Annotated in this window: 22 protein-coding genes and 1 pseudogene; 7 read left to right on the forward strand and 16 right to left on the reverse strand. The window is 39.6% G+C overall.

Features of this window, described 5'->3' with window-relative positions; translation table 11 throughout:
• The 13 genes and pseudogenes from AACQ42_RS06125 to AACQ42_RS06185 form a co-directional block, all read right to left on the reverse strand.
• Positions 1–230 (reverse strand): annotated as a pseudogene (locus tag AACQ42_RS06125) (asparagine synthase (glutamine-hydrolyzing)); the annotation flags it as partial.
• Positions 230–1,147 carry a glycosyltransferase gene (locus AACQ42_RS06130; protein WP_094165776.1) on the reverse strand — a complete coding sequence of 306 codons (918 nt, stop codon included), beginning with the start codon at positions 1,145–1,147 and terminating at the stop codon, positions 230–232. The pseudogene AACQ42_RS06125 and the gene AACQ42_RS06130, both read right to left, overlap by 1 nt.
• Positions 1,147–2,397 carry an O-antigen translocase gene (locus AACQ42_RS06135; protein WP_094165777.1) on the reverse strand — a complete coding sequence of 417 codons (1,251 nt, stop codon included), beginning with the start codon at positions 2,395–2,397 and terminating at the stop codon, positions 1,147–1,149. The genes AACQ42_RS06130 and AACQ42_RS06135 overlap by 1 nt, the downstream gene beginning before the upstream one ends.
• Positions 2,398–2,472: 75 nt before the next feature.
• On the reverse strand, positions 2,473–3,573 hold the full coding sequence (locus tag AACQ42_RS06140) for a DegT/DnrJ/EryC1/StrS family aminotransferase (protein ID WP_217898944.1): 1,101 nt from the start codon (positions 3,571–3,573) through the stop codon (positions 2,473–2,475).
• Positions 3,566–4,522: a GNAT family N-acetyltransferase gene (locus tag AACQ42_RS06145; RefSeq protein WP_094165779.1), complete on the reverse strand. Its 957-nt coding sequence runs from the start codon at positions 4,520–4,522 to the stop codon at positions 3,566–3,568. Before AACQ42_RS06145 ends, AACQ42_RS06140 begins: the two co-directional genes overlap by 8 nt.
• Positions 4,516–5,445 carry a hypothetical protein gene (locus AACQ42_RS06150; protein WP_094165780.1) on the reverse strand — a complete coding sequence of 310 codons (930 nt, stop codon included), beginning with the start codon at positions 5,443–5,445 and terminating at the stop codon, positions 4,516–4,518. Before AACQ42_RS06150 ends, AACQ42_RS06145 begins: the two co-directional genes overlap by 7 nt.
• Positions 5,446–5,467: 22 nt before the next feature.
• The gene (locus AACQ42_RS06155; protein WP_094165781.1) at positions 5,468–6,145 is read right to left on the reverse strand and encodes an acetyltransferase; all 678 of its coding nucleotides are present in this window, start codon (positions 6,143–6,145) and stop codon (positions 5,468–5,470) included.
• Positions 6,129–6,545, reverse strand: a complete 417-nt coding sequence (locus tag AACQ42_RS06160; protein ID WP_094165782.1) for a sugar 3,4-ketoisomerase — start codon at positions 6,543–6,545, stop codon at positions 6,129–6,131. Before AACQ42_RS06160 ends, AACQ42_RS06155 begins: the two co-directional genes overlap by 17 nt.
• A 78-nt stretch (positions 6,546–6,623) precedes the next feature.
• Positions 6,624–7,175 carry a dTDP-4-dehydrorhamnose 3,5-epimerase gene (gene rfbC / locus AACQ42_RS06165; protein WP_094165783.1) on the reverse strand — a complete coding sequence of 184 codons (552 nt, stop codon included), beginning with the start codon at positions 7,173–7,175 and terminating at the stop codon, positions 6,624–6,626.
• A 6-nt stretch (positions 7,176–7,181) separates the two neighbouring features.
• Entirely contained in the window at positions 7,182–8,054 is an 873-nt protein-coding gene (rfbD, locus tag AACQ42_RS06170) for a dTDP-4-dehydrorhamnose reductase (RefSeq protein ID WP_094165784.1), read from the reverse strand.
• Between the two features lie 8 nt (positions 8,055–8,062).
• Positions 8,063–8,932, reverse strand: a complete 870-nt coding sequence (rfbA, locus tag AACQ42_RS06175; RefSeq protein ID WP_094165785.1) for a glucose-1-phosphate thymidylyltransferase RfbA — start codon at positions 8,930–8,932, stop codon at positions 8,063–8,065.
• A complete protein-coding gene (gene rfbB / locus AACQ42_RS06180; RefSeq protein WP_094165786.1) occupies positions 8,932–10,020 on the reverse strand; it encodes a dTDP-glucose 4,6-dehydratase in 1,089 nt (362 codons plus the stop codon). Before rfbB ends, rfbA begins: the two co-directional genes overlap by 1 nt.
• Before the next feature lie 225 nt (positions 10,021–10,245).
• Positions 10,246–11,388 (reverse strand): LPS O-antigen chain length determinant protein WzzB, encoded by a 1,143-nt coding sequence (locus tag AACQ42_RS06185; protein WP_094165787.1) that lies wholly within the window; start codon positions 11,386–11,388, stop codon positions 10,246–10,248.
• Between the two features lie 257 nt (positions 11,389–11,645).
• Between AACQ42_RS06185 and rfaD the strand changes: the two genes are divergently transcribed.
• The 7 genes from rfaD to waaA all read left to right on the forward strand — a co-directional run bounded on the left by rfaD (position 11,646) and on the right by waaA (position 19,960).
• The gene (gene rfaD, locus AACQ42_RS06190; protein ID WP_094165788.1) at positions 11,646–12,587 is read left to right on the forward strand and encodes an ADP-glyceromanno-heptose 6-epimerase; all 942 of its coding nucleotides are present in this window, start codon (positions 11,646–11,648) and stop codon (positions 12,585–12,587) included.
• Between the two features lie 203 nt (positions 12,588–12,790).
• Positions 12,791–14,560 (forward strand): polysaccharide deacetylase family protein, encoded by a 1,770-nt coding sequence (locus AACQ42_RS06195; RefSeq protein ID WP_094165789.1) that lies wholly within the window; start codon positions 12,791–12,793, stop codon positions 14,558–14,560.
• Between the two features lie 5 nt (positions 14,561–14,565).
• Positions 14,566–15,813 carry an O-antigen ligase family protein gene (locus tag AACQ42_RS06200; protein WP_094165790.1) on the forward strand — a complete coding sequence of 416 codons (1,248 nt, stop codon included), beginning with the start codon at positions 14,566–14,568 and terminating at the stop codon, positions 15,811–15,813.
• A 13-nt stretch (positions 15,814–15,826) separates the two neighbouring features.
• A complete protein-coding gene (gene waaF, locus AACQ42_RS06205; protein ID WP_176429681.1) occupies positions 15,827–16,855 on the forward strand; it encodes a lipopolysaccharide heptosyltransferase II in 1,029 nt (342 codons plus the stop codon).
• Positions 16,856–16,860: 5 nt separating this feature from the next.
• Positions 16,861–17,898 carry a glycosyltransferase family 9 protein gene (locus tag AACQ42_RS06210; RefSeq protein WP_176429682.1) on the forward strand — a complete coding sequence of 346 codons (1,038 nt, stop codon included), beginning with the start codon at positions 16,861–16,863 and terminating at the stop codon, positions 17,896–17,898.
• Complete coding sequence (locus AACQ42_RS06215) at positions 17,895–18,677, forward strand: glycosyltransferase family 32 protein (protein ID WP_013855739.1); 783 nt, start codon at positions 17,895–17,897, stop codon at positions 18,675–18,677. The genes AACQ42_RS06210 and AACQ42_RS06215 overlap by 4 nt, the downstream gene beginning before the upstream one ends.
• Positions 18,678–18,688: 11 nt before the next feature.
• On the forward strand, positions 18,689–19,960 hold the full coding sequence (waaA, locus tag AACQ42_RS06220) for a lipid IV(A) 3-deoxy-D-manno-octulosonic acid transferase (protein WP_094165793.1): 1,272 nt from the start codon (positions 18,689–18,691) through the stop codon (positions 19,958–19,960).
• Here the strand turns inward: waaA and AACQ42_RS06225 are convergent, their stop codons facing one another.
• Genes AACQ42_RS06225 through AACQ42_RS06235 form a run of 3 tightly spaced genes read right to left on the reverse strand, consistent with a single transcriptional unit; the run spans position 19,961 to position 22,464 of the window.
• On the reverse strand, positions 19,961–21,007 hold the full coding sequence (locus AACQ42_RS06225) for a glycosyltransferase family 9 protein (protein ID WP_094165794.1): 1,047 nt from the start codon (positions 21,005–21,007) through the stop codon (positions 19,961–19,963).
• A 6-nt stretch (positions 21,008–21,013) separates the two neighbouring features.
• The gene (locus AACQ42_RS06230; RefSeq protein WP_017048269.1) at positions 21,014–21,754 is read right to left on the reverse strand and encodes a glycosyltransferase family 25 protein; all 741 of its coding nucleotides are present in this window, start codon (positions 21,752–21,754) and stop codon (positions 21,014–21,016) included.
• A complete protein-coding gene (locus AACQ42_RS06235) occupies positions 21,751–22,464 on the reverse strand; it encodes a 3-deoxy-D-manno-octulosonic acid kinase (protein WP_176429683.1) in 714 nt (237 codons plus the stop codon). The genes AACQ42_RS06230 and AACQ42_RS06235 overlap by 4 nt, the downstream gene beginning before the upstream one ends.
• Positions 22,465–22,511 lie beyond the last annotated feature (47 nt).

The raw sequence follows: 22,511 nt of genomic DNA on the forward strand, positions 1-22,511 counted from the left end.
CCATTATATACCATAGTTAAATGTTCAAATGTCATTGGCTGATGGCCCGATCCGGTTAAGTCTAATATAGATAACCTTCTGTGCCCTAAACCAATAGAATAATCAGCATTATGATCAAGATAAAAGCCAAAGTTATCAGGACCTCGATGAGAGATCGCATCCGCCATTTTCTCTATTATTTCTTCTTCCAGCTTGCATTTAAACTCAACTAAACCAACAATTCCACACATTATAATTCAACCTTTCCAAAAGTAATAATTTTTACGGCTAGACCTACAAAAGCTTTGATATTTATGGAAATTTTTAAGCTCAAGAGTAGCGTGGTAACATATGGCATTTTTTTTCTAAGACCTACTAAGTTTCTGGCATGTCTATAATTAATAGCGGATAGATTGTCCGGATAACTCTGCATTAGTATAGCTATCGAGAATAAATGATCTAAGTCATTCTGAGTTAAAGACGTACTGTATGCAGTTACATTGGAAGAGTGTCTTCGGTATGCTCCTAAAACTTCATCTATATATTCAATAGTAAAACCATTTGAAAGCGTTTCGATCCAAAGTAACCAATCAGAGGCTGTGCGCAACCTAGTATCAAAACCGTTAGTCGGCATTGCGCTTCTCCTCATAAATAATGAACTTCCCCCACATATTGCTCCTTTTCTTATGAGTTCAGATTGTCCACCGGTAACGACACCATGCTTTGACTTAAAGAAATACAAGGTTTCATTCGACTTAGAATCAAACACCCTTAGATCATGATAGACTATTGCACACCTGCTATTGTGCATCATATAATGGAGTTGCTTTTTAAGCTTACCTTCATACATATAGTCATCACCTGCAAAAAGTGCTACATATTCACCCGTACATTGAGCAAGTCCTATATTACAATTTTTCGTTACACCTACATTCACTTCAGATAATATAAGTTTAATTTTATCGGGATATTTTTCATAATAATCTATAAGAATTCTTTTTGTATCATCGGTAGATGCATCATCTGCAATCACTATCTCAATGTTTTTATAGGATTGGTTTAAAACTGAGTTCAAGCATTCTTCGATATAATCTTGATGATTATAAGTTGCTATAAATACACTTATTAACGGTTCCAAATTTTCAATTCCATTAGAATAGATTTTCATTATTTATCATATAGGTAGTCACGCATTAGAAAAACCATACATACTAAATAAAGTAAATAATTTGCAGCATATGCGTAGCTCAAACCAATTATGCCACTAAACTGTAAGAAAATAACACACAGAAAACTAAATGATAAACTGAATGCAATTTCGGTAATTACAAATCTCTTTACATTAGCTTTTGCCAACATGATATAAGAAAGAAGCCATGAAGAAATCTTAATTACATCTCCGAACATTTGCCAAAAAAATAACTCTTTCATATTTTCGAAATCAGGCGTAAATAACAACCAAACAATAAAATCTTTGAGAAAATATATTAAAGTAGACAAGATTATAACAATAGGTATTATAATCTTATAACCGTTGTATATCTCTGTTCTTAACTCTTTTTTATTCGATAACTCTGACAGTTTAGGTAAATAATAGGTTGACAACGCAGTCGTAATAACCAACAAATACATAGTAGAAATGTACATCATCGCCTGCCAGTGTCCGGCGGATTCCCATGAGTAGTTTACCCCAACATAGTTGCGCACAAACAAGTAGGAAACTGGGCCCGAGATAGCAGACACCAACGTCATCAAAGAGTATTTGGATAGATTTTTGATATGTTCAAAGTTAAACCAAACTGTCAAATTCTTTAATCTAATAAGTGAATGATTTCGCAATGCGATAAGTATTACAAAGAATATTACTGATTGATTAGCAACCATCGCAATTAATGCACCATTAATACCATAGAAAAAAATCAAAATGACACTTATTATTAAAGCAAAAATACTCTGAATTACATTAACACAAATATACCTTTTAATTTCTTTTAGGCCATTTAGTATAGATAGTAATAATTGATTTATAGAATAAAATATTAGTGATGCTGATAATAACTTGAAAGAAAATGAATAACTATCGCTGTCAAATATATAAGTAGATAGTAAATCAGACAAGAAGAATGTTGTAATACTTGCCAGTATAGTGAATATTACCGTTACTAACAGTGAAGCACTCCAGAGCATTTTTTTCTTATCGCTTCTATCATAATATTCCGCTGTATATTTTGTAACACCGGTATTAATACCTCCCTGAGATATAGTTGCGATTATACTCTGAGCATTTTGAAATTGTGCAAAAATAGCTAGACCACCAGGTCCAGTTATTACTGATAGCATCTTATTGATCACTAAGACAGATATTATTTTCACAAAAGCAGCAATACCTGAAAGGAATGATGTTTTAACTAAGTTCAAAACTTACCTTCAAATGTTGATAATAAACGATGCTAACCTAAACGAGAGAAGGCTAGCATCTATTAAGACGATACTCTACCTAAAGCTATTTATTACTTTTATAACATGCTCTAAGTCATTTTTCGTCATAACTGGACTCAAAGGTAAGCTAAGTAGCTGATCATGGGTATGCTCAAACTCTAGCGAGTAAAAACTTTCATATTCGGAGTACGCAGGATGCTGATGAATACCTTTAGGGTAATGGATTTGCGTTTCAATACCATTCGCTAATAAAAATTCCTGCAGCCTGTCTCTTTCAGTACAACGAATCACAAACAAATGATAAACGTGCTCTTCCTCTAGTGCTCTACACGGTAATTCAATAGCAGGGTTATCTATACCTTGATAGTAAACTGAGGCTACCAATCTTCTGTTAATTATATCTTCGTCCAGATATTTAAGCTTTATCCGTAAAAAAGCAGCTTGAATTTCATCAAGTCGACTGTTACAACCTATCACTTCATGATAGTATTTAACGCTGCTTCCATAATTTCCAATCTTCCTAATCATGTTAGCTAACTCTTCATCATCCGTGGTTACAGCACCTGCATCCCCTAAAGCACCTAAGTTTTTCCCGGGATAGAAGCTAAACCCGGCTGCATCACCCAAAGTTCCTACTTTTTTATCTAGATGCATAGCCCCATGAGCTTGAGCGGCATCTTCTATTAGCAATAACTTATGGCGATCTGCTATCTTTCTCAGTGCTGTCATATCACATACTCGGCCATATAGGTGCACTGCCAAAATTGCTTTAGTATTTCCATTTACTGCGTTATTCACAGAATTAGGACAAATGTTAAATGTACTTTCATCGCAGTCAACTAACTTAATTTTTAAATTATTTTGACTTACAGCTAAAGCACTCGCGATAAAAGTATTTGAAGGTAAAATTACTTCGTCACCCTCTTTTAATTTACCAAGCTCTATATATGCTTTAAAAATCATACTCAAAGCATCCAAACCATTTGCTGTGCCGACACAAAATTTGCTACCACAATATTTTGAAAAGTCATGTTCAAATTGGCTCAACTCATTCCCATTTATATACCAACCTGAAGACAAAACTCGTTCAAAAGATATTTTAAACTCATCTTCAAATTTCTCATTGATTCGTTTTAAATCTAAAAATTTAACCATCATATTTGACCTGGTAAGTATCAAGAACAAGGCTTCTACCACCAAAACTTTCTTTTTGAGAAAGAAGCCCTTGGTTTAAAACTCTCCCCGAATTTTCTGTGGAGACTCCAAATGAAAAGTACTTAAACTTATTGCTAGAGTAATATGATATACATTCTTCAATAATTAGGTCTAGTGCGCCATTTTCACGACCTAGCTCATTTGTTGCTAGATATTGTGTATGAATAACTGATTCAAAAACAAATAGCAAAGCACCAGAAACAATTTCACCATCGATCTCCACAGTTTTCAAAATTATATTAGACGGGTAAAACTCATTTAGGTAATTAAGCTCAACAACCGAATGCACAGGTTTTGCTCCGTGCTTGTTTAGTACTTCGGTCAACAATTTATGAAAGCCATCAAAATCTTTACTTTCTAAAACTTTCAAATTGTTTTTCCTTGCTCTACTAACCAGAGCTTTCCGTCCTTTTGACATTTTAAGTCTATTATCAAGGTGCAAAACTGTAGACAGTTCTCGTTTTATAATAGAATAGTTAGACTTATTGTGAATAAAATACAGATCTTCCTGAGAAGCTATCTTATGGAAAATATATGGGATTGATTTAAGAGTGATACGAGATATTTCATTTAGCTCACAATATTTATCAAGGGAAACTAAGATATCCTCTACTATATTCCCTCGTAGCCTTAAGCTAAGAATCAAACCACCATAAGTTAAACCAGCATGACTAACTAACTCTAATTTTGATTCATTAGCATTTATTGTTGCAGGAAGGACCGCGATTAACTCTTCATCACTATAAAACATCAATGAATGGTCAATAAATCTATCCTGATGATATTCCAAGAAGTTTCTCTCAAAGAAAAATAGTGGTGTTCTGCTACTTTTGATTAAAGAGTCCCATTTATGCTTTTCTTTAGGTTCATATTTTTTGCAATCTACCATGCAATTACCTCAGCAACACCAAAACCTTCTTTGCCCATAAAGTTGCCATTATAGAAACACAAGACTCTGTCTTCCAACTGAATTAATCGTGGGTAACACAAATGAATAGAATCAAAACCATCAATCGACAAATCTAAACCGAACTCATCATCTCTGCGTTCCCAATGAATCCCATCTTTTGAATATGCGACACCTGGAAAATAATCTTTACCCGATATTCCCCCCTTGGTATAAAACATTATATATTGATTATTATGTTTGAACACTGAAGGGCGGCCTATGCGATACTCATCTCCTTGAACATCAATACACAGTTTGTCTACATTATTGAGGACAATATTAATACCATCTTCAGACTCCGTATATCGTATGTTGTACCTAGGGTAATCTACACCTTTTATGTTCTCCCAACCGTTACCAGCAGCATACCAAATTTTCCATTTCCCCCCTTCATTAATAACGGAGTGAATTGCATTGATAGTCAATCCATTTTCTGATCGATCTAGGATGGGGGTTTTCTTTATTCTATGAAATGTCTTACCGTTATCGAAGCTTTCTGCAACACCGCTATATGCAAGGAACTTTGCTTTCTTCACCAATTGGAAGCCAACGTAATACATCCTAACAATGCCATCACTTAAGCGTACAACATCACCTAAAATTACACCATTGTCGTCGAAGCAACCGTCCTCTCCAATATCTAGGCACGGTGTGTCTGAAACAGATTTAACTTGACTAGGGTCATCGGCGCTGACATCGACGAAACCTATACGAGAGACTCCTTGCTTATCTCTAAACCCGCAATAAACCCTAATTGTTGAGCTGTCTAAGAGAAAAGGGGTAGGTGTCAAGGCACTATCAAAAATCCAATCACTTGTTTTCAAATGCCTGAACACATGTCCAATTTTTTTCCATTTTAACATTTTTTAACCATTCATAGAGGAGTTAAAGTTTCATATTCTTCGCAACTAGCCTTGGCACGGGCTTTGCCGGACTACCAACGTAAACCTTGTTTTCTTCCTTCGGGCTCTTATTCACCAAGGACGCAGAACCTACCACTGAGTAAGCAGGCAATGAGACGCCGTCATTAAAAGTAGAGTTTACTCCTAAGAAGCTATTTTTTCCTATATTACAATAGCCAGAAATCACAACATGAGACGTCACAAAAACATTCTCGTTAATAACTGTCTGATGTCCTATATGGTTACCACTCCATAAAATTACATTATTTTTAATCTTAACAAATGGTTGCACTGTATTGTTTTCAAAAATAAAACAGTTCTCACCGACTTCTGCATTTCGCCACACAAATGCTTTACTACTGATGTAAGTAGCAAATGTATAACCATAATTTTTCATAGAAAGATAAAGTTTTTCTCTAAGTTCATTTAGGTTATTTGATGGTACAGCCACAAACACTGAGAATTCTTCAGGGGAGAATTTCTCTGTAATACCCTCAAGAGCTACTACAGGTAAACCCATATAGGTACTATCCTTGATATATTCTTCATTTACTGCAAACGCTACCACATCATAATCTGAGTCATACGTAAAATATTCATAAGCAATAGCGGCAAATTCACCTGCACCAACTAGAATTAATTTTTTATTGCCATTTTCCATCTTTTTCTTTCCTTACAGTCGCGAGAAACTCTTGGTAATCCTTAATATAATCAACTTCATTATAGTGATCGCTTGCTAGCACCATTAAGACACAATCCTCACTGAAGTTATGCATTTCCCTCCAGCACACCCCTTCAATCAAAAGTCCTTCTTTTGCAGATGTAAGATTGTAGATTACTTTATGCTCTCCATCATCCAAAACGAAGTCGCATTGGCCTTTAACACAAATTACAAATTGACTTAAGTTTTTATGAGCGTGGAAGCCTCTAGCTACGTCTTTTTTCGTGTCAAAGATATAGTAGATTCTCTTTATCTCAAATGGAATCGTATCCATAGACTCAATAGCGACCAGGCTACCTCTGTCATCACCAAAGTGTGGCAAGTCAATTAAGTTTTTCATTGTATACCCCGTAAGGTGTAATTAAATTTATCCATCGATTAATGTTTCAATCGCACAAACTGAGTTCTGGCTATTAATTTACAGTGCAGTATTCTCACATAAATAAGGGGCATTTTTATCTTTTTCCGACAAAACGGTCGGTACACCTTCGAGGAGAGGCCACTCTATTCCTATACCGCTGTCTTGCCAGTTAAGCGATTTTTCCGCACTCGGATTGTAGTAATCTGTACATTTATATACAAACTCAGCTTCATCACTAATTACATAAAAGCCATGAGCAAAGCCTTCAGGAACCCATAACTGGCGCTTATTATTGGCTGAAAGATAAACGCCAACCCACTGCCCAAAAGTTACTGAGCCAGAACGAATATCAACGGCCACATCGAAAACCTCTCCTGATATAACCCTAACGAGCTTACCTTGAGTATTTTCCGTTTGGTAATGTAAACCACGCAAAATACCCCTTTTAGATTTCGAGTGGTTGTCTTGCACAAAGTTTACAGTTCGACCAGCAACTAGCTCTTCAAATTTTTTCTGTTGCCAAGTTTCCATAAAAAAACCGCGTTCATCGCCAAACACTAGAGGCTCGATAATTTTCACATCTGGGATTTTGGTTTCAATAACGTTCATAAATGACTACTCATAAGCTTGAATATTGTCTAAGGATGCCTGCCAATTACTTGGCTTAATACCAAACTGCTGGTCTATTTTTTGGCAATCGAGACGTGAGTTGGCTGGACGTTTCGCCGGCGACGGGTAGGCGGACGTGGGAATTGAAGATAGGGTCGGGGTATCTGCTAACACCGATTTATTTTTGGCCGCCGCAAAAATCTGCTCTGCGAATTCATACCAACTCGCGTATGGCATACCAGAGAAATGGTACACCCCCCACTGAGGCGCGCCTTCTTTCTCGATGTATTCAATCATAGCGATCAATGCGCTTGCGATGTCACCAGCATACGTCGGCCCACCGATTTGATCGCCGACAATACTCAGCGCGTCGCGATCTTGGCCTAGTCTCAACATGGTTTTGACAAAGTTGTTGCCGTGCTCACCAAACACCCATGCGGTACGCAAAATCAGATGCTCTGCACACGCTTTTGCAACCGCCTGCTCTCCAGCCAGTTTGCTTTGACCATACACCCCTTGTGGACTAACGGTATCACTCTCTTTATAAGGCGCTTCACCGGTACCATCGAACACGTAATCTGTAGAGATGTGCAACATTACTGCACCACAGATTTCAGCCGCCTCAGCAAGGTACTTAGGACCATCTCTGTTAATCGCAAAAGAGAGGTCCACTTCTTCTTCCGCTTTATCCACGGCAGTATGTGCCGCCGCATTGATGATATAGTCCGGTACAAACTCTGACACGGCTGAGAACACGGCTGCTTGATCGGTGATATCGAGCTGTTCTTTATCAACAGCCAACGCTTCTGCTTTGCCTTTCAGTTGTTTGACCAAGCAGTGGCCGACTTGTCCATTGCATCCTGTAATGAGTATTTTCATCCTGCTTCCTACTGCCGTTTGGCCAAAGACATCAAATAACGACCATACTCATTTTTTAGCATTGGTGTGGCTAAGCGCTCAATATCTGTATTGCTTAACCATCCTTGACGCCACGCGATTTCTTCCAGACACGCCACTTTCAAGCCTTGGACATGCTCAATGGTTTGAACAAATGATGACGCCTGGTGCAAGCTTTCATGCGTGCCGGTATCAAGCCAAGCAAAACCGCGGCCGAGCAGTTCAACATTGAGAGAGCTGTCATTGAGGTACATTTCATTGATGGATGTGATTTCAAGCTCGCCTCTATCCGACGGTGTCACTTGCTTTGCAAACTCGACCACTCGGTTGTCGTAGAAATATAAGCCAGTTACTGCGTAGTTTGATTTTGGCTGTGCGGGTTTTTCTTCAATAGAGACCGCTTTCATATCTTCATCAAACTCGACAACGCCAAAGCGTTCAGGGTCTTTCACCTGGTAGCCAAACACGGTTGCGCCGCTTTCTCGTGACGCGGCATTTTTCAGCGTTTTACTGAACGACTGGCCATAGAAGATGTTGTCCCCAAGCACTAAACACACACTGTCATCACCAATGAATTCTTCACCGATAATGAACGCTTGTGCTAGGCCATCAGGGCTGGGTTGAATCGCATATTCTAAACTAATGCCAAAATCACTGCCATCGCCGAGTAGACGCTTAAAACCTTCGTTGTCTTCAGGTGTGGTAATGATGAGAATGTCTTTGATTCCCGCCAACATTAACGTTGAGATTGGGTAAAAGACCATCGGCTTGTCGTAAATGGGTAATAGTTGCTTAGACACACCACGGGTAAGTGGATAAAGACGGGTGCCAGAGCCCCCCGCCAGTACGATTCCTTTCATTATTCACCTTCTCCCGATACCACACCTAGGCGCTCACGTTGGTAACTGCCATCTTGCACATTTTGACACCATTTCTGGTTATCTAAATACCACTGCACGGTTTTTCTCAGGCCTGTTTCAAACGTCTCAACTGGGGTCCAGCCGAGCTCTTTTTGCATTTTGCTTGAATCAATCGCATAGCGACGGTCATGACCTGGTCTATCTTGAACGTAAGTGATTTGTTCAGCGTATACCGTCTCTTTCGGTACTAATATATCTAAAATTGAGCATATGGTTTGGACCACTTCGAGGTTTTGCTTTTCATTGTGACCGCCGATATTGTAAGTTTCACCAACTTCCCCCTCAGTAACAACTTTGTATAGCGCACGAGCATGATCTTCTACAAATAGCCAATCACGAATTTGATCACCTTTGCCGTAGATAGGCAAGTCTCTACCTTCAAGGGCATTCAGAATCACTAGAGGAATTAGTTTTTCAGGGAAGTGATATGGACCGTAGTTGTTTGAACAGTTGGTCACCATAGTTGGCAGCCCATAAGTACGTAACCATGCACGAACCAAGTGGTCGCTGGATGCTTTTGATGCCGAGTATGGGCTTGATGGCTCATACGGTGTAGTTTCCAAAAACATTGTAAGCTCTGTACTTTCTACTACTTCGTCTGGGTGCGGGAGGTCTCCATAAACCTCATCGGTAGAGATATGATGGAAGCGGAACGCAGTCTTTGCTTTTTCATCAAGCATGTTCCAATATTCGCGCGTTGCTTCAAGAAGTGTATATGTGCCAACAACGTTCGTTTCAATAAATGCAGCAGGACCTGTAATTGAACGATCAACATGCGACTCCGCTGCAAGGTGCATTACTGCATCAGGCTTGTGAGTTTCAAATACACGGTTCAGTTCGGCACGGTCACAAATGTTCACTTGCTCAAACGCATAACGCTCGTTTGACTCTACCGAAACTAAAGATTCAAGGTTGCCTGCGTACGTTAGGCAATCTACATTTACAACACTGTCTGATGTGCTTTCGATAATATGGCGCACGACCGCTGATCCAATAAAGCCAGCACCGCCAGTGACGAGTATTTTCATGGAGTTTCTCTTATAATTGGTTATCGTTGAACACCTTCACGAACGTGATGATAGATTGAATAGTTGAAAATCTTTCACCAAAGAGTCTCAGCATTTAGCTTGCTCTTGCTACTGAGGCTCTTTTTGTTCATTTTGAGACAGTCGATTTCACGCTATCCCTTGTAATTTCTTGGTTTTGCTATTTTTGTAAAGTAAGCCCCAATAGGTGCTTAAAAAAGAAATCATTTACTTGGACTCTTTCCTAAACGCAAACCTAACCAGCACAATCGCAACACCAAACATTCCGCCAAGTAAGGTTCCAAGTACCGCTATCAATGCTCGCTTGGGTTTATCACGGCTTATCGGGGCCTCTGGTTGTTCTAAATAAGCGTAAACTTGCACTTGGGCGGGTTTGGCTTTACCCAACGATTCAACCTGCTGAACTTGTACCTGCAGCAGCGCCAAACGTGGTTCAAATACACGTAAATCTGTCATGCTTTTCAGCACCTCCGCTTTGGCTTGTAGAGCTTTACTGCCAATGCTAATAGCAAATAGCTTCTCTTCATTCAGGTTTTGTACTGGCTCGCTAATGTTGGCCGCTTTTGCAATCACTAATGCATTCTGTACACGCGCTAATTCCACCTGCAGGCGCAAATGGGCTTGCTGCTGTAAGCTAGTGTATTGCTGGCTAAGTTGGTTATGTTTTACCGTCAATTTACTGGCAAGATCACTAGTCAGCTGTTGGTTTAGCTGCTGGTTAATAAAGTCGATATAGGCGTTAAGCAGCGCTAAGCTACTGCTCTTATCAATTGACTGAAAGCTGAGATAAAAATAACCTTCTTGTTTCTTACCCACTTCTTGAGCCGTAATCTTGCCATACCACCCCTGATAAAAACGAGCCTGTGTATCGTCGTCACCCTGTTCGCTATTTTGAGTCGCCGAGAAATACGACTGCGCAATGCTTAAAAAAGTAGAATTACTTTGCATAAAACGCTTTTTATTGTCATTGGAATTAAATGAACGCACAAAACGCTGGAAAATATTGGCCGGATTAATTAAGTCATCAAGTTCTTTACTCACAATAATGTTGCCATCTTCTTGGTAGAGATCAAATAATGGCTGATACTGCTTCACCTGTTGTTGAAAGGTCACGATTTGGTTTAATTCAGGCTGGCTGACGATCGCTTTAGCGCTCCACCACTGCTGCGCCGTCAATGCATAAATTACCGCAGCAGCAGCAAACAAAACCGTGCACAACAATATGGTTCGTTTCCCTTGCCATAGCGCACTAAACAGCTCACGCAGGTCAATTTCATCGTTATTGCTTCGCTGATAGTAAGAAGGCACAGGTGGGTATGAAGAGTGCGAAGAAGGGGATGGTTGATTCACAGTGTTGATCCTATCATTGGTTTTTAGGCACGCTACCGCCCTTAGGTATCCGCTCCTAAAGGCTTACTGTTTAGTTCTTGCTCAGGCTTTATCGAGTTTGTCAATTCAAGTCAAGCGACATAGCGTGCCGAAGTTTAAAGCAAAACCCTTTTCAAGGCGAGACGTTCAATGAGAAAAGCGAGCTTTTGTGATTACAGCCTCTAGCTAAGCCGCTATAATGCGCATAATTGTTCGTATTATAACCATAGGAATTTTGTATGATCATCGTAACGGGTGGCGCTGGCATGATTGGTAGCAACATTATCAAAGCGCTAAATGAACAAGGCATTACTGATATTCTTGTTGTCGATAATTTAAAAAATGGACGTAAATTCAAAAACCTGGTTGATCTGGACATTGCCGATTATATGGACCGAGATGATTTCTTGGTGCAGATCATGTCTGGTGAGGATTTTGGTCCTATCGAAGCCGTATTTCATGAAGGCGCTTGCTCTGCCACCACCGAATGGGATGGCAAGTATGTAATGCTTAATAACTATGAGTATTCTAAAGAGCTACTGCACTACTGTTTAGAGCGCGACATTCCATTTTTGTATGCTTCATCAGCCGCAACCTATGGCGATACTGATACCTTCATTGAAGAAAAAGAGTATGAAGGTGCGCTGAATGTATACGGCTTTTCCAAGCAGCAATTTGATAACTATGTGCGCCGCATTTGGCAAGAAGCACAAACACACGGTGAAACTCTTTCCCAAATTACCGGTTTTCGTTATTTCAATGTCTATGGCCCGCGTGAACAGCACAAAGGCTCAATGGCTTCTGTTGCTTTTCATTTAAATAATCAAATGAATGCGGGTGAAAACCCGAAACTGTTTGCAGGTAGTGAAACCTTCCAGCGTGATTTCGTTTATGTGGGTGACGTTGCGGCTGTGAATTTATGGTTTATGAACAGCGGAGTATCCGGTATTTATAACTTGGGTACTGGCAATGCAGAATCTTTCCAAGAAGTGGCCAAAGCCGTTATCAAGCACCATGGTAAAGGTGACGTTGAAACCATTCCATTCCCAGATCACTTAAAAGGTGCTTACCAAGAGTTCACCGAGGCCGATTTAACGAAATTGCGCGCCGCAGGTTGCCAGCATCAATTTAAGACGGTGGCTGAAGGTGTGGCTGAGTATATGGCGTTGATTAATAAGTAGTGATGGCTGTAATCACCCCTCCTAACCTCCCCCTAAAAGGGGGAGGAACTAGTAAACACCTCTCCCTAAAAGGCAGTAACGAATAGATCTCTCCTCTCAATGGAAGACTAATATGGAGTGACGATTGGAAGAGGGAGGAATGAAAAATTGAGCATGTTTCTTAGACATATAAAAAGCATTGGCTGCTAACTCGTGGAGTATTAATGAATATATTAATGGCCTTATCTCAACTTGAGGTCACTGGGGCGGAGGTGTACGCCACTACTGTTGGTGATGAACTGACAAAGCGTGGGCATAAAGTATTTTATGTTTCCGATACGCTAACAAAACCTCACCAAGGGCTATTTTATAAACTCCGTTTTAATAAACGCAGTATTCCTCGCCGCTTTTGGCATGTGGGTTATCTTATTTATCTGATTAAGAAACACCATATCCAGCTAGTGCATGCTCACTCTCGCGCCTCCAGCTGGAGTTGTCACATTGCTTGCAAATTAACAAATACGCCTATGGTCACCACAGTACATGGCCGTCAGCCTGTACACGCATCTCGTAAAAAATTTCACGCCATGGGTGACAAAGCACTACCGGTTTGTGAGGCTATTGAACAACAACTCATGACTGAATTGAATGTTCCACAAAGCTCGCTCGTCGTAAGCCGAAACGGCATTGAAACGCAAGAATTCGCTTGGCAAAATGCTCCTCAAAATAGCAAACCTGTTGTCAGTATTATTGGTCGATTAACCGGCCCTAAAGGGGATCTTTGTTATCGGTTGCTCGAGGAGTGTTTAGACTCAGCGAAATACCATATTCAGGTCATATCTGGCTCTAAAATTGAAGCGCGTTTTGATAAGTTTACTTCTGACGTTCACTTTCTTGGTTATTCACAAGATGTCGTTTCGATACTTGCTCAATCAGATTTAGTCATTGGGGCTGGCAGAGTTGCAATGGAATCTTTGCTGTGTGGACGGCCTACACTGGCAATCGGTGAGGCAAGTGCAATTGGTATTGTCGATAACGATAATATCGCTGCGGCCATGGCAAGCAACTTCGGTGACATCGGGCCTAAAGATCTCGATATTGATTTTGCAAAAATTAGTCAATATGTAGAACAAGGGTTAAAAACGCCGTACTGTTCACCACAAGTCAGTGAGATAATTCAGCACAGCTACAGCTTAACCAATGTGGTCGATCAAATAGAAGATATTTATCAAACGGTTTATGTTGAAAAGCTGCGTAAAGAAATGCCGATTATTATGTATCATCGCTTTATTAAGGATGAAAGTGAAAAAGGCATACATGGAACCTATCTGCATATAGACATGCTTGAAAAGCACTTCAACCTGCTAAAAAAAATGGGGTTTGAAACGCTAACCTTTAAAGATTTAGCAGATAAAGGGCTTATTCACCGCCTTGAATCAGGCAAGCGCTATATCATCTTAACGGTTGATGACGGCTATCAAGATAACTACGAATTGATGTTGCCGCTATTACGAAAATACGGTTTTAAAGCGGTTGTCTATGTAGTAACCGGGGAGGATTTTAACCGTTGGGATGTTGAAGTACCGAGCAACCCAGAAAAAACAGTGCCTTTAATGTCTCGTCAGCAAGTCAAAGCATTACACGATTCAGGGCTAGTTGAAATTGGCGGCCATACAATGACTCATCCATTTCTCAGCAAACTCAGCGAATCTGGACAGCATAAAGAGATCTCACGCAATAAGCTTGAACTCGAAGAGCTACTAGGCGAACAACTGGTTTCTTTTGCATACCCCTATGGCGATCATGATGTGCTCTCAAAACAGATCGTGCATCAATGTGGCTATCAATTTGCGGTTGCTACTAACAGCGGCCCATTATTAATGCATCAAGATCCATATCAAATACGACGTATTGCTATATTCCCTAAAACCGATGTATTTGGCCTATGGCGTAAAGTGCGCGGTAATTATACATTCAGAAAATCGGCGAAATAATAAGAATGGAATCACGAATGAACAAACTTATTAACATGAATAGTTTTGCGCTATCATCATTATTCTTAGTTCCAGCACTCCTTCTATCGACTAATAATTTTAGTGTTGTCATTGTCGCATTTATCGTTTTATTCTCCATTCACCACCTAGTTAAGAATAGAACTCATTGTGATTTTAATAAATATGACTTACTGATCACTTGCTGTCTTGGCGCCTATTTTTTCGCCAATTTACCAATCACAATAGCCGATGGTAGTACCTTCAGGTACTTTCAAGGCGGTAGTCGTTTATTGTTATGTATTCCTATTTATTTAATGTTCAGAAAAGCTTTCATCCTCCGCTCGGCACAAGCCTATAAATGGTTATCTCTTGGCGTCATAGTTGGTTCTTTTGGTGCGCTGGTTCTTGCTCTTTATCAGTTTGTTATACTCCATATGCCCCGTGTCGACGGTTTTCTCTTTAGTATCAACTTTGGTTATTTAGCCTGTTCATTGGCTTTTCTCGCCCTGTGCTTAAGTATAAAGTCTAAATATAAACACTTGTTATTGATCGCATTTATAGCATCAATTATTTCAACAGTATTAACTTTAACTCGTGGTGCTATTTTTTCTATTCCTATACTTCTAATATTTTGTGCCTTACTAAATTGGAAAAAATTAAACCTAAAATTAACATCAACATTCATTGTAGGTTTTATCGCTCTATCGTTAGGAACTTATTGGAATTCCGATTCAGTAAAACAGCGAATAGATTATACAGCTTATGAGGTGTCTCATATTATTTCCGGAGATGTAGAAGCGGCAACATCTACAGGCACTCGATTCTATTTATGGAGAGCTGCAACAGAAGCGTTTAAACAAAACCCATTCATTGGTTTACCTTATGATGAACGGGAAACTCTCAATAAGCAGCTTTATGCAGAAGGTAAAGTAAATGAATATACGCGGGATCTTAATCGCGGCCATGCCCATAGCCAATATTTCGAAATGCTGGCGAGTAATGGAATATTAGGTATCGTTGCCATTATTATGATGCTTGTAGTGCCTTTTGCGGTCTTTACTCAACACTACAGGAAAACCAGTAGCCTCTGGGGTTACACAGGTGCGATATTTGTCGCTGGGTTTATGCTCTTTTGCTTAACAGAAGCACCATTACAAGCTAACTTAATCAGCGCATTCTATGGCTTTATGCTTGCAACCTTCTTTGCTCTTATTCGTATAGAAAAGTACAATGCCGTTCAACAGCCAAACTGATGAGCAGCAGGACATGAAGATTCTGATTATCGGCCCTTCTTGGGTTGGCGACATGGTCATGTCGCAAAGCCTCTACACCACATTGAAGCAAAACTACCCCGCTGCGACGATTGATGTTCTAGCCCCCGCTTGGTGCAAACCGATTTTGGAGCGCATGCCAGAAGTGAATTGCGCCATTGAAATGTCGATTGGACATGGCGCATTTAATCTTGTAGGTCGATGGGCTCTCGCCCAAGAACTAAAACGCAATCAATATACTCACGCTTACGTTTTACCTAACTCGGCTAAGTCAGCTTTAATTCCTCTGTTTGCTGGCATTCCATCTCGTACGGGCTGGAAAGGTGAATTTCGTTATGGTTTGCTCAATGATCTTCGCCCAAATCGCAAAGTTTTTCAGTTTATGGTGGAGCGTTATGTGGCCCTTGCTTATTCTAAGGAAAGCATGCTTAGTGAAGTTCAGCTAGAAACCTGCCCTCGCCCTTCTCTATTAATCGATAGCAAAGCTCAACAGTATGCAATGTCAAGATTAGGTTTATCGACCCTAAAACCGATTATCGGTTTATGCCCAGGAGCAGAATTTGGCCCGGCTAAAAGATGGCCAGATAAATACTATGCTGAAGTTGCGAACGCTTTGATTGAAAAAGGCCAACAAATTTGGTTATTTGGTTCAGCCAAAGATAAAGTGGTGACAAGCGCTATCCGCAATGCGCTTCCGAAGGAATTACAAAATTCGTGCTTTGATCTAGCCGGTGAGACATCCTTAATTGAGGCAGTTGATTTGCTTGCAGCTTGCCATACTGTCGTCTGCAACGATTCTGGGCTGATGCATGTATCAGCCGCTGTTGGGTGTAATATTGTTGCAATATATGGCTCAAGCTCACCAAAATACACACCACCATTGGCAGATAATGTCGAAATTATACACACTGACATAGAATGCCGCCCTTGCTTTAAACGCGAGTGTCCACTTAAGCACCTTGACTGTTTGAACAAGCTATCACCAGATTTGGTAATGGCTGCCGTAAACAAATTTATTGGATAAACTTGATGCAACATCTTTGGTTTGAACGCGGTGCTTATGCATCCAAGCAAGCAAAAAAATACTTAACTCATGAGTTTTCACCCGAGAAGGTGAAAAAGATCGCGATTTTTCGTCACGCCGCATTAGGTGATCAGGTCATTGTTCGCCCCTTTCTTATTGAAGCGAGCAAATTTTTTCCTAACGCAAAAATCACGCTAGTGGGTGTCTCTAACTATCAATATGGAACACCTTCAGATCTCGCTGATGAAACCATTTTTATGATTGGTCGACATCGCAAGCATGAACTGAATTGGAAGCAGAAGATCCAGCAATTTACGCAATTAGAAGAACAAGACATCATCTTTGATGTAGCTGGCACAAGCCGTTCTTATTGGATGACGCTGCTCAGCAAAGCCAAGTTGAAATTTGGTTTCCCATACAAACCTTATTTATGTGGAAGCTTGTACAATATTGCGGTATTTCGATCTGATTTTCAGCCAGAGCTTGAATGCATGCTCGATATGCTGAAAATGCTCGGACATAACCCACAAAGACCATTAGATTTTGGGTACCCAAGTCACCTGGAACTGTACGATAAAGAGCAAAGCAAACCTAACATTCTCTATTTTAATGGCGCATCAACTCAATCAAAAATTCTGAATCAAGAACAAATGAAGAGTTTCATTGAGCTCGCAATTACAACTTTTCCAAACCATCAACATGTCTATCTAGAAGGAAAAAATGATTTTGAAAAAGGTGATTTTCTTCGTCATTTGGAAGTTAACCATAATTTCACGATTCAGCCTTGTCTGTCATTAGATGAACTAGTCGAATACATTGCCAAGGCGCGCTTAGTGGTGGCTCCTGATACGGGAGTGAGAAATATTGCGGTGTCAACTCATACACCGACCGTTGGTATTTTCTACTCAACCGTGCCATTTAGATACACTCCATTAGAAGGTGATCACCGCATTGTCATGAATGCGAACGGTGATATTCCTAGTAACGAACAAATTATTGCAGAGATGGCTACTGCATTAGAACAAAATAAAGAGACAGTATGAATAACTTCCCTATTATGGTTGCAAACCGCACCATCAAGTTGATTGGTAATATTTTTAAAGTGCTTTCATACCCATTCCACTTTGTTTTTCCTAAAGTACGATTCACTATTCCTGAATATTCTCCAGCCAAAATTCAAACAAAAAATAGCAGCGGTATACCTAAAGTTATTTGGCAAACCAACTATTCAAACCGTAGTAGTCTGCCTATCTATTTGAATTATCTATTCAATCGTCTAATGTCACTAAGCTATGATTATCGCTATGTCAGCACCGAAGCACGAGAAGAATATTTACGCGAAAATGCATCACAAGAAATTTATGATGCGTATATGAAGCTGACCGATGGTGCTGCTCAAGCCGATTTATGGCGTGTGACAACTTTATATCAACAAGGCGGTGTCTATATGGATATTGATGCCACATTGGTTTGGCCGCTTAGTCGACTACTAAAAGGTATCAATGACGCGTTATATATCAAGATCAAAAATGGGACCGAAATTACTAATTATTTTTTAGCGACATCGCCACAAAACCCTCATTTCCAGAAAGTGATGGATACGATTGTGTATAACATCCAGAACTATGATGTTAAAAAAGGAGTTTACGGGACAACAGGGCCTGCGGTATTCAATGATGTTTTAAAAGATGAATCCATTCAATATCGTCGTCGCCGTCATGTTTGTATCCAAGGCACATTTACCAATGAGTATTTTCAATATTTAGACAAGCCTCGTGGTAAATGGACTCACCAGAAACCTGAAGATCTAATCAAGAAGTAAACGAGGTCATTGTGCTCATTCGTTGGCTGTATACGTTCCTACTCACTATTGTTTCTCCATTTTTGATGTGGAGCCTGTACAGAAAACGAGATGGCAAACCATCCGTTGGTGCTCGCTGGAAAGAACATTTTGGTTTCACGCCACCACTTGAAACTAATAAATCACCGATTTGGATCCATGCGGTATCTGTTGGAGAAACACTTTCCGTTTCTCCACTGATAAAAAAACTCAAATCACAATATCCTGATCAGCCGATCGTTATTACCACCACAACGCCTACTGGCGCAGAACAAGCGGCTAAATTACAAGGCATCGCCGAACATCGCTATATGCCATTTGACTTCTCTTTTGCCATTAGTGGTTTTTTAAATGCTATCAAGCCTAGCCAACTACTTATCATGGAAACTGAGCTTTGGCCGAATACGCTACATACAGTCGCAAGATCGGGTATTCCGATCACTGTTATTAATGCTCGTTTATCTGAGCGTTCATGCCAACGGTACGCAAAAGTTCAGCCAATATTTAACATGCTAGCGAAAAATTTAACTCGAGTACTATGTCAATATCCCGACGATGCACAGCGCTTTATGCGATTGGGTGTGGCAAAAGAAAAAATTTTTGTCACCGGATCAATTAAATTTGATATCGATATAGACCAAACAACCATACAAAAAGGCCAGCAGCTAAGATCTGATCTGGGGAGAAATCGTCCAGTTTGGATTGCGGCAAGTACCCATCAAGGTGAGGATGAACAGGTATTAGCAGCCCATGCTGAAGTACTTAAAGAGCTCCCTAACGCATTGCTTATTCTTGTCCCGCGTCACCCAGAGCGATTTAATGCTGTTTTTGAGTTGTGTAAAACACAATTTATTAGTGTGCGACGAACTGAAACAGAGTCTGAACTTGATCCAGAAGTGCAGGTGTATCTAGGTGATACAATGGGGGAAATGCTGGTACTAATGGGTGCTGCTGACATTTGTTTTATGGGTGGAAGCTTACTAGGTGATAAAGTTGGAGGTCATAATATGCTTGAGCCTGCAGCACTAGGTAAACCAGTGCTAACAGGACCAAGTTACTATAATTTTACGGATATAACAGAACAACTAATCAAAGCTGAGGGATTAGAGGTTGTCACTACGGCTAAAGCAATCTCAAAATCTATATCTCAAGCATTCAATGATAAAAATGTACTTCACTCTAAATCACAATCAACTCGACTCGTAATTGATAAAAACCGTGGATCACTAGCGAACACAATATCAGCCATTGAACTAATAATTTAATTAGGTTAGTGCTTGCTTTAGCTGTTCCTCTCCAAAATTATTGATATCTGTAATAGCAATAATAACATTTGCATGTTCAGAGTTAGGGTGCCAGTTGCTGAAATTAACCTTATCTTGTTTATAAATTGCAATCTGCGGTTTATTAAAACCAGATGCGACGTGAACTATTGATGTATCAACAGAAACCACTAACTTCGCTTTCTCGACAATAGCAATGGCATCATAAATAGAATCACTCTGATCAAAGTGACGAATACTTGCAGTAGTAAGGGACATAGCGTCCAAAAGATCTCTTGTATCAGGAGCCGATAATAGAACCACACTCAATGACTTATCCCATTCTTTGATTGCACTAATGATTTTATTTATCGAGTCCTTATTCAACTTCCTTTCGTTGCCACTACCAAATGGATTAATCAGCACAAACTCATTGATATTATTTTCAGTCAAGAAAAGTTGTGCTTTTTCCATAGAAGAGGGAACAAGAGGAACTATATAATTCTCTGCTGATTCAGTTATACCCAATAGAGTTGCAATATAGTTAAACTTATCAGCATAATGCATATTTCTAATATCATCAGAAATTTTTAAATTAATCAGCTTTAAATTAGGATCTAGGCCAATATTTATTTTAGACTTTAACTTGTTCAGCAAATAAATATCTTTCATTTTCATATCAAGATTAAAAGCGACTACTGCATCGACCGACCCAACTTGCGTACAGACTTCTTTCATTTCACTGTATGACGGTCGCTTACTTAGATGCACAACTTGATCAACACCAAAGTGTTCTGTAAACAATGGTGCCATCGCAGAGGTAGTCAGCACTTTAATTTTTATTTCTGGGCGGTACTTTTTAAGTTTCTTGAGTACCCCGGAGGAAACAATAGCATCACCCAATTTTGCATCATTACGGATAAATAGAATGCTATTAACATTCTCTAAATCTAATTTAGATACTTTTGATGAATCAAAAAGAATGATTCCAAGATGACGTCTTATTTTATCTCTGGTAATTTGAAGTCGAGATATGAGTCCCCTTATCATAGATAATTACCTTTTAATTGATTTATGCATAACATTCCACCATGCCAATCTGATGGTCCTTGAAAGCCTTTCTATTTCTCTAAAAATTTTATTCTTTAAGGCAACTTTGGCTAATTTTGTTTTGTTCTGAATTTGGCTTTCCATATCAGATGGATTGTATATAGCATATGGCAATAATCCCATAGAAGATATGTGATGTTTATATGGTTCGCCAATAAAATTATCGACAGCACATAACCATTGCTCACTTTCGTCTAAAAATCTACGTGCCGCTTTCGGTGTAATGCTATATCCCCTAGCTCCTCCAGCATTATCCATCCACATCACAACTTGAAAGCCATCATGAGTATTTTCAATCATTTTACAATTAAAGTTTGTATCCTGAGGCTCAAGACGTAAATAGTCGTATTTTTTATGTAACTCAGGAAGCTTATCAATAACGAGCGAAAAAAATGGTGTTGGTAAAAAATCATCTTCAAATATTACTATGGGCTCATCTAACTCAACGCATTTTTCCCAGAGTAAATAATGACTCGCATATACGCCCTTTTCCCCAGGAGTCAAAGGTCTACCACGATATTTGATTCGATAATCATCATTTGGCTTCATAGCCAACTTAGGTGGTAATCCACTAAAACCATTTACAGCTTCAAAAAACTCACATTCAATATCTATTTCTGACAGTTTTTTCTGGACCCGCTCTCGTCTAGCATTGGCCTCTTTCAAGTTAATCACAAATAATTTCATTTTTTTTTACTCTCACTATACGCATGTAATAGTTGATCAAAACTTATCTTTAAGGTGTTGATAGATCTCTTTTTTTGTTCTTTCTCAAACGATCGTTTCAATCTATCTAAATTTCCTTTCTTCCAGCTCTCGCCTTGTTGCTGGTAGCACTTATCAAAATCAATAATCCATACCTTCTCTTGGCCATCAATTAAGATGTTATGGATATTGAGATCGGTGTGATTGACTTGCGCATCATGCATTTTGCGAATTTCTAGGCCGATTTTCTCATACATTTCAGTCGGTAATGGACGTTCTTGTAAAATAGACACCAGATCGCGGGCGTTCGGGATTTTTTCGCTGAGTAAATCTGCCTGATAACAAAAAGTGCGCTTTACTGCTCGCGCGGCAATCGGGCGTGGAACATTTACCCCAGACTCTCTCAGAGTATTGAGCAATTCGAATTCTTGGAAACTGCGCGTTTTCTTCCAACCGGAAAAAAAGTAGTGATCACTAACTAACTTACCGAACAATCCACCACGCTTATAGTGGCGTAGTGCTGCTTCTATTTTTTCAGCTTTTACAAACCATGTCGTACCGCGCCCAGTAGCACAACCTGTGACGCTACCAGCCTGCTGCCAAAACTCAGGGTTAAAACAGCGGAGCGGATCTTCAACTAGTAAATGCTCGTCATACCAAATTGTTTGATTCTCTTTTTTCAGCGTTTTCATCGTTTCACTTTTTAATGACGAGATTGAATGTGCTTCATCATGCTTGT

This window comes from Vibrio sp. V12_P9A6T4 (assembly GCF_963874835.1).
Lineage (GTDB): Bacteria > Pseudomonadota > Gammaproteobacteria > Enterobacterales > Vibrionaceae > Vibrio > Vibrio anguillarum.

What these genes read in the sequence shown, in the direction of transcription:
- rfbD (WP_094165784.1), bottom strand. Translation starts at nt 8,054, where the DNA reads ATGAAAATACTCATTACAGGATGCAATGGACAAGTCGGCCACTGCTTG.
- rfaD (WP_094165788.1), top strand. Translation starts at nt 11,646, where the DNA reads ATGATCATCGTAACGGGTGGCGCTGGCATGATTGGTAGCAACATTATC.
- AACQ42_RS06200 (WP_094165790.1), top strand. Translation starts at nt 14,566, where the DNA reads ATGGAATCACGAATGAACAAACTTATTAACATGAATAGTTTTGCGCTA.
- AACQ42_RS06130 (WP_094165776.1), bottom strand. Translation starts at nt 1,147, where the DNA reads ATGAAAATCTATTCTAATGGAATTGAAAATTTGGAACCGTTAATAAGT.
- AACQ42_RS06150 (WP_094165780.1), bottom strand. Translation starts at nt 5,445, where the DNA reads ATGTTAAAATGGAAAAAAATTGGACATGTGTTCAGGCATTTGAAAACA.
- AACQ42_RS06145 (WP_094165779.1), bottom strand. Translation starts at nt 4,522, where the DNA reads ATGGTAGATTGCAAAAAATATGAACCTAAAGAAAAGCATAAATGGGAC.
- AACQ42_RS06225 (WP_094165794.1), bottom strand. Translation starts at nt 21,007, where the DNA reads ATGATAAGGGGACTCATATCTCGACTTCAAATTACCAGAGATAAAATA.
- rfbB (WP_094165786.1), bottom strand. Translation starts at nt 10,020, where the DNA reads ATGAAAATACTCGTCACTGGCGGTGCTGGCTTTATTGGATCAGCGGTC.
- AACQ42_RS06140 (WP_217898944.1), bottom strand. Translation starts at nt 3,573, where the DNA reads ATGGTTAAATTTTTAGATTTAAAACGAATCAATGAGAAATTTGAAGAT.
- AACQ42_RS06155 (WP_094165781.1), bottom strand. Translation starts at nt 6,145, where the DNA reads ATGGAAAATGGCAATAAAAAATTAATTCTAGTTGGTGCAGGTGAATTT.
- AACQ42_RS06215 (WP_013855739.1), top strand. Translation starts at nt 17,895, where the DNA reads ATGAATAACTTCCCTATTATGGTTGCAAACCGCACCATCAAGTTGATT.
- AACQ42_RS06195 (WP_094165789.1), top strand. Translation starts at nt 12,791, where the DNA reads ATGAATATATTAATGGCCTTATCTCAACTTGAGGTCACTGGGGCGGAG.
- waaF (WP_176429681.1), top strand. Translation starts at nt 15,827, where the DNA reads ATGAAGATTCTGATTATCGGCCCTTCTTGGGTTGGCGACATGGTCATG.
- rfbC (WP_094165783.1), bottom strand. Translation starts at nt 7,175, where the DNA reads ATGAACGTTATTGAAACCAAAATCCCAGATGTGAAAATTATCGAGCCT.
- AACQ42_RS06160 (WP_094165782.1), bottom strand. Translation starts at nt 6,545, where the DNA reads ATGAAAAACTTAATTGACTTGCCACACTTTGGTGATGACAGAGGTAGC.
- AACQ42_RS06230 (WP_017048269.1), bottom strand. Translation starts at nt 21,754, where the DNA reads ATGAAATTATTTGTGATTAACTTGAAAGAGGCCAATGCTAGACGAGAG.
- AACQ42_RS06235 (WP_176429683.1), bottom strand. Translation starts at nt 22,464, where the DNA reads ATGAAAACGCTGAAAAAAGAGAATCAAACAATTTGGTATGACGAGCAT.
- AACQ42_RS06210 (WP_176429682.1), top strand. Translation starts at nt 16,861, where the DNA reads ATGCAACATCTTTGGTTTGAACGCGGTGCTTATGCATCCAAGCAAGCA.
- rfbA (WP_094165785.1), bottom strand. Translation starts at nt 8,932, where the DNA reads ATGAAAGGAATCGTACTGGCGGGGGGCTCTGGCACCCGTCTTTATCCA.